A 6,291-nucleotide genomic window follows, 5' to 3' on the forward strand; every position below is an offset into this window, starting at 1 on the left:
CATGCCCGCTAAAAAAGGCGGGCTTTTTGCGTATGAAAAATACGCCTCACAGCCGAGGTTGCGGCACTGCCAGACGGATAGAATGAAGACAACACAATAACAGATGGGAGCTATGAACATGAACCTTTTACTGATTAACGGCGGAGCAAGAAAAATATCCCGTACCCGCGGATTGACGCAGGCATTTGATGCGGCGCTGAAAGCAAAGGGCGTCTCCACGCGATTCATCGACCTTGGTGTGGATCTCCTCCCGATCTTTACGGGAAGTGAAAGCGATAAAGCACAGCCAGTCGTGCAAAAATTGATCAATCTGGCGCAGCAGGCGGACGGCTTCGTCATCTGTACTCCCGATTATCACAACGGAATGAGCGGCGCATTAAAAAACGCACTGGATTTCCTGGGAGGGGCGCAATTCCGAGGCAAGCCCGCCGTTATCGGAGCCGCATGCGGCGGTGGAAAAGGGGGGATTAATGCGCTGAACAACCTGCGCATTGTGCTGCGCGGCGTCTACGCCAACGTTCTGCCGGATCAAATTGTCGCGGATCCCGAGCATTTCAACGAGTACATGGAGCTGGTGCATCCAGACGCAAAAGCGCGCGTCGAACACATGACCCAAGAGTTGATTCGCTTTGTGAAGCTGAACCAACTCGTCAACCAAGACAACAGAAACTGACAAGAGGTGGGTTTCATGGAAGTGATCGAGCTCGAACTGAAGACCGGCTGCCTTTTGGAGATGAAAGAATTCTACGTCAACACCCTGGGCTTTTCCCTGCTTGAGGAAACAGAGACCGCCTTTGCGGTGAAGGCGGGGACGACGACACTCCGCTTTTCCGTCGATCCGGGCAAGCCGTTCTACCACTTTGCCTTCAACATTCCCGAGAACAAGATCGGACAGGCGAGGGAGTGGCTGCAGCAGCGGGTCAAACTGCTGCAGGAGGAAGGCGAGGAGCTCGTTCATTTTCCGCACTGGAACGCTCACTCCCTTTACTTCCTCGATCCGGCGGGAAACATCGTGGAGTTGATTGCCCGCCACAATCTGAGCAATCGCGGGACGGGTGCGTTTACGCCGGCCGATATCCTCCGTGTGAGCGAGATCGGACTGCCGGTGGACGACGTGATGCAGACGATCGACGATTTGCAGCTCGCCCTCAACATTGGGGCATGGCGGGAGCCCAGCCGGCAGTTTGCTCCTTTGGGAAGCGAAGACGGAATGTTCATCATTGTGCAAAAGGGAAGAATCTGGTTTATGACCGACAAACCGGCCGAAGCGTTTCCGCTGCGAGTCAAAATCAAAGGCAAGCGGAACGTTCGGACATGCATGAAATCCTATGCAATCGAGGTGCAAAAAGGGTAAGGAGGAGCATTCGCCATGAAGATTCTTGATCTGTTTGAAACCCATGTACTGACAACGGACTTGGAAAAAGCGGCAGACTTTTATGGAAACATCCTTGGCCTGCCCTGCTACTATCATGAAGAGAGACGGCGGGCAAAGTTTTACTTCATCGGCGGGCATAATGAATCGATGCTGGGCGTCTGGGAGGTATCCCCGGATCAGTGGGAAAAACGTCACTTTGCCTTCCGCATCTCCCCGGACGATATGAAGCAGGCCGTTTCCTATCTGAAAGAACGCGGTTTGCACGTTCGCAACCATCTGGATGACGGAACGGAAAAACCGCTGGTGTTCGGCTGGATGCCTGCTGTGGCGATTTACTTCCGGGATCCGGACGGCAACTCACTTGAATTTATTGCCACCTTGCCGGATGAGGCAAAGCCGGAGCTCGGCGTCGTCCCCTGGGACGAATGGGAAACCATGCACGGTCGAAATTAACCATGCTTGTCCGCTGCTGCCCCTTCTGCCAGTACATCGGCAGTCTAACGAAGCAGCATCAAGCCTACAGTAAAATGGTGATCAGGTAGGATCGGCTTGACCAGGGAGGCTCCGCCAACTTAAGCCATTAAAAAAACGAGTGATTGGCAGGATCTACCGTTTTTTGGAACCTTTTTAGGTTGGAATCGTAGATCGTTCGATAAAGTCGGGTGCCGCATGCGCCCGGCTTTTTCCTTTACAAAACCGACCATGCACGTTATATTTACCTAGAATTGGCGAAATTCGCCCAATTTGCTGAAAAATACCTTGCTAAATGGTGAGTGCGGTTCGATGAAAACGATCATTTCTTTACAGGAAATTGAAAAGCATTTTTCCGGTCAGGTCGTGGTTCCGCCGTTTTCGCTGGACATCCGGGAGGGAGAGTTTCTCACCCTGCTCGGTCCCAGCGGCTGCGGCAAAACCACACTGCTCCGCATGATAGCCGGTTTTGAGCAGCCGACTGGAGGAGAGATCTACCTGCAGGGAACGCCAATCGGCAAAATGCCTCCTTACCGCCGGGACATGAACATGGTCTTCCAGCAGTACGCGCTGTTTCCCCACATGACGGTGGAAGAAAACATCCTGTTCGGACTGAAGATGAAGAATGTTCCCGCAGCGGAGCAAAAACGCCGGTTGGAAGAGGTGCTGCAGTACACCCGGCTGGACGATCTTCGCAAGCGCTCCCCGAAACAGCTCTCTGGCGGACAGCAGCAGCGGGTCGCCATCGCCCGGGCAATCGTCAACAATCCGAAGGTACTGCTCCTGGACGAGCCGTTGGGAGCGCTCGATTACCAGCTGCGCAAGCATCTGCAGTTGGAGTTGAAAAATCTTCAGAAGAACTTATGTATCACGTTTGTCTATGTGACGCACGACCAGGAAGAAGCGATGGCGATGTCAGATCGTATCGCGGTGATGAACAAAGGGCGGATCGAACAGATTGGCACGCCTTTTGAGATCTACAATCGTCCGCAAACACTGTTTGTGGCCACGTTTATCGGCGAAAACAACATCTTCCGTCAGGGCGATGTCTGCTTGGCGGTACGTCCGGAAAAGATACGACTCTCCCGGATCGATGCGGATCGGACGAAATCGTATCGAACAGGGCAGATTACCGACGTGGTGTTTATGGGGAACCTGCGAAAAGTCTTTATCCGGCTGAATCGTGACGACACGGTTGTGCTGGCCCACGAGTACGCCAACGACCGGCAGCAGTGGCAGGCGGGAGACCAGGTGTCCGTATTCTGGGCGAAGCAGGACGAGGTGATGCTCCCTTGTTGAAACGGATCAGACTCCTGGCGCTGCCCGCTCTCCTGTGGCTGGGCGTGTTATTCATTTTTCCCATGCTGCTGATCGTCCTGCTCTCGTTTTCCAAAAGGGGACAGTATGGACAGGTGATCTACCAGTTTACGCTCGGCAATTACGGCCGCGTCTTTGATCCCCTGTACGCGGGGATCTTTTTCGACACGCTGGCTTTGGCGTTTGTTACCACGGCCATGTCGCTTTTGCTGGGCTATCCGCTGGCCTATTACATATCCCGGTTGGAACGTTCGGCACAGCAAATCTGGCTGCTGCTGGTGATGATTCCGTTCTGGATCAACTTTTTGGTGCGCTCCTACGCCTGGGTGATCATCCTGCGATCGCAGGGGGTGGTAAATACGCTCCTGCTGTCACTGGGCTGGATCGACGAGCCGCTGCCGCTCCTGTACAACAACGGTTCTGTGCTGCTTGGCATGGTGTACACGCTGCTGCCGTTCATGGTGCTTCCCGTCTACGTGTCGCTGGAGCAGATGGACCGGCGCAAACTGGAAGCAGCGTACGATCTGGGAGCCACGCCGCTCAAAGCGTTTTGGCATGTCACCCTGCCGCTCACTCACACGGGTGTCGTCACTGGTTCCATCCTGGTGTTTGTCTCGTCCATCGGCATGTTTGTCGTCCCGGACGTCATGGGCGGGGCGAAGTCGGCGCTGATCGGCAACGTTATTCAGAATCAGTTCCTTTCCGCACGTGACTGGCCGTTTGGCTCCGCTTTGTCCATCGTGCTGATTCTGTTGTCCATGCTGCTGATCTACCTGTACTTCCGAGCGACGCGTTTGCCCGGCAGGGAGGAGGGGGCGGTATGAAAGCAGGCAGATACAGGCTTCTCAGCGGATTTTCCTGGGGCGTGCTGCTGTTTCTCTACCTGCCGATTGGTGTCCTGATGTTATACTCCTTCAATCAATCGCGGATCAATGCCGTCTGGAGCGGCTTTACGTGGAAGTGGTACCTGTCGTTGTTTGACAACCGGCAGGTTCTGGAGGCGCTTGGCAACAGCCTGACGATTGCGGGTATCAGCAGCGTGCTGGCTACCGTGCTGGGAACGGCCGCCGCCATCGCCTTGAAGCACTACGGCAGACGTTGGCGTGAGCTTCTGAACGGGCTCATTTATCTGCCGATCATCATCCCGGACATCTTGATGGGACTGTCGCTTCTGGCGCTGTTCAGCCAGCTCCATCTTACGCTCGGCAAAGCGACGATCATCCTCGCCCATGTCACGTTCAGCATCCCTTTTGTCGTGGTTCTCGTATCCGCCAGACTGGCCGACATGGGAATCGAGCTGGAGGAAGCGGCTCAGGATTTGGGGGCATCCACATGGAAAACGCTCCGATACGTCACGCTGCCGCTTCTGACACCGAGTATTGTGGCCAGTCTTCTGCTCACCTTCACGATGTCGCTGGACGATTTTGTCGTTTCGTTTTTTGTGGCGGGTCCCAACTCCACAACCCTTCCGCTTTATATTTATGGGTTGGTGAAACGGGGCGTCTCACCGGAAGTGAACGCGTTATCCACGCTCATGATCGTCTGCACCGTGCTGCTTGTCATCGCGGCGGAGCTGTTCCGGCGCAAAGACTCTCGTTTTACGCCAGACTTGTAACAGACAGGAGGCAAACCGATGATGAAACGATTTCCCTTTTTTCTTGGGTGCGCGTTGACCGCTGTGTTCGTACTTGCCTCAGCCGGTTGTTCGCAGGAAGAGCAGGTATTGAACATTTACAGCTGGGCGGACAACTTTGATCAGGAGGTCATCGCTGACTTTGAAAAGAAGTACAACGTCAAAGTAAACTACGACGTCTACTCCAGCAACGAAGAGATGCTGGCGAAAATCCAGGCGGGCGCTTCCGCTTACGATTTGATTCAGCCGTCCGATTACATGGTCGCCACCATGATTCAGCTGGGATTGTTGGAAGAGCTCGGCAAAGAGAACATTCCCAATCTGAAAAACATCGTCTCTACCTTCCAGACACCGCCATTTGACCCAGGAAACAAGCACTCCATCGTGTACACCTGGGGCGTAACGGGAATCGCCTACAACAAAAAGTATGTAAAAGAACCGATCCAAAGTTGGCAGGACCTATGGAATCCAAAGTACAAGGGGCGTGTCATTCTGCTGAACGATCCTCGTGAAGTGATGGGCATGTCCTTGATCAAAAACGGGTATTCCAACAGCACCCAGAACAAGGCGGAGCTGGAAAAGGCGTTTGCTGATCTGAAGGGGTTGCTGCCCAACGTCATCGCTTTTGATACGGACAATATCAAGCAAAAGATGATCGCGGAAGAGGCCTGGATCGGGACTGTCTGGTCGGGGGATGCCGCCTTCATCCACGCGGAAAATCCGGACGTTGAGTACATCGTGCCGAAGGAAGGGGCAACAATCTGGGCCGACACGCTTGCCATTCCCAAAGGAGCAAAACACAAGGACCTGGCCGAGAAGTTCATCAACTATCTGCTGGAGCCGGAAGTCAGTGTAAAAAACTACGAGTCCATTGGCTACAGCAATCCGAACGAGCAGGCTTACCCGCTTCACAGTGAAGAGTACCGCTCCAACAAAATGATCTTCCTGGACAAACAGGACGTCGCCCGCGCCGAGTGGCTCGTTGATGTCGGCGAGACGCTGCAGCAGTACGACCGCTACTGGACCGAGCTGAAGAGCGGGCGGTAGTTTTGCATGTCAAGAAGCCGGCAACTGCCGGCTCGAGACTGTCGAAAAAGGTATTGGTGTCTATCGGGTCCGATTTCTCCGCTCCGCTCGGCGCTTTACCCACCGAACGGAAGCGAATGCTCGCGTTCGGCGGGGCCCGTATCCTCCCCACAGGGATGTGTCACTGTCCGCTCCGCGACGATTCGCGGGGGCATCTCCAAAGCCGCGTCACTACGAAGTTTTCTCAGGGGTGGCGCTGCTTTATCCCCGCGCCCACGTCCCTACGCTTGCAGGTCGTCACAGCTCGCGGGTAGCTGGAGGAATCGGTCCCTCTAGCAAACCATTGGTTTCTCAACAAACTGAAGCCGGCAACTGCCGGCTCTTTTTGGTATATAAGACTTCCATGCCGCGTTCACGGCATCACTGATGAATGAAAATATTGTCAATACTGCTACTACGGCTGGCGAAG

Annotated in this window: 7 protein-coding genes; all 7 read left to right on the forward strand. The window is 54.4% G+C overall.

The window, feature by feature from the left end; translation table 11 throughout:
• Positions 1-118: 118 nt before the first annotated feature.
• The 7 genes from ACE99V_RS17190 (at position 119) to ACE99V_RS17220 (ending at position 5,843) form a co-directional block, all read left to right on the forward strand.
• Positions 119-673 carry an NADPH-dependent FMN reductase gene (locus ACE99V_RS17190; protein ID WP_400492461.1) on the forward strand — a complete coding sequence of 185 codons (555 nt, stop codon included), beginning with the start codon at positions 119-121 and terminating at the stop codon, positions 671-673.
• A gap of 15 nt (positions 674-688) precedes the next feature.
• Positions 689-1,354 (forward strand): VOC family protein, encoded by a 666-nt coding sequence (locus ACE99V_RS17195; protein WP_400492462.1) that lies wholly within the window; start codon positions 689-691, stop codon positions 1,352-1,354.
• 15 nt (positions 1,355-1,369) lie between these two features.
• Positions 1,370-1,828 carry a VOC family protein gene (locus ACE99V_RS17200; protein ID WP_400492463.1) on the forward strand — a complete coding sequence of 153 codons (459 nt, stop codon included), beginning with the start codon at positions 1,370-1,372 and terminating at the stop codon, positions 1,826-1,828.
• 330 nt (positions 1,829-2,158) lie between these two features.
• A complete protein-coding gene (locus tag ACE99V_RS17205; protein ID WP_400492464.1) occupies positions 2,159-3,145 on the forward strand; it encodes an ABC transporter ATP-binding protein in 987 nt (328 codons plus the stop codon).
• A complete protein-coding gene (locus tag ACE99V_RS17210) occupies positions 3,142-3,987 on the forward strand; it encodes an ABC transporter permease (RefSeq protein WP_400492467.1) in 846 nt (281 codons plus the stop codon). Before ACE99V_RS17205 ends, ACE99V_RS17210 begins: the two co-directional genes overlap by 4 nt.
• Complete coding sequence (locus ACE99V_RS17215) at positions 3,984-4,778, forward strand: ABC transporter permease (RefSeq protein ID WP_400492465.1); 795 nt, start codon at positions 3,984-3,986, stop codon at positions 4,776-4,778. Before ACE99V_RS17210 ends, ACE99V_RS17215 begins: the two co-directional genes overlap by 4 nt.
• A gap of 21 nt (positions 4,779-4,799) precedes the next feature.
• Complete coding sequence (locus ACE99V_RS17220) at positions 4,800-5,843, forward strand: ABC transporter substrate-binding protein (protein ID WP_400492468.1); 1,044 nt, start codon at positions 4,800-4,802, stop codon at positions 5,841-5,843.
• The last annotated feature ends 448 nt before the right edge of the window (positions 5,844-6,291 follow it).

The sequence above is a fragment of the Brevibacillus soli genome (assembly GCF_044759095.2).
GTDB lineage: Bacteria > Bacillota > Bacilli > Brevibacillales > Brevibacillaceae > JBIYSM02.

Coding starts and splice junctions, on each gene's coding strand:
- ACE99V_RS17190 (WP_400492461.1), top strand. CDS start 119: ATGAACCTTTTACTGATTAACGGCGGAGCAAGAAAAATATCCCGTACC.
- ACE99V_RS17195 (WP_400492462.1), top strand. CDS start 689: ATGGAAGTGATCGAGCTCGAACTGAAGACCGGCTGCCTTTTGGAGATG.
- ACE99V_RS17200 (WP_400492463.1), top strand. CDS start 1,370: ATGAAGATTCTTGATCTGTTTGAAACCCATGTACTGACAACGGACTTG.
- ACE99V_RS17205 (WP_400492464.1), top strand. CDS start 2,159: ATGAAAACGATCATTTCTTTACAGGAAATTGAAAAGCATTTTTCCGGT.
- ACE99V_RS17215 (WP_400492465.1), top strand. CDS start 3,984: ATGAAAGCAGGCAGATACAGGCTTCTCAGCGGATTTTCCTGGGGCGTG.
- ACE99V_RS17220 (WP_400492468.1), top strand. CDS start 4,800: ATGAAACGATTTCCCTTTTTTCTTGGGTGCGCGTTGACCGCTGTGTTC.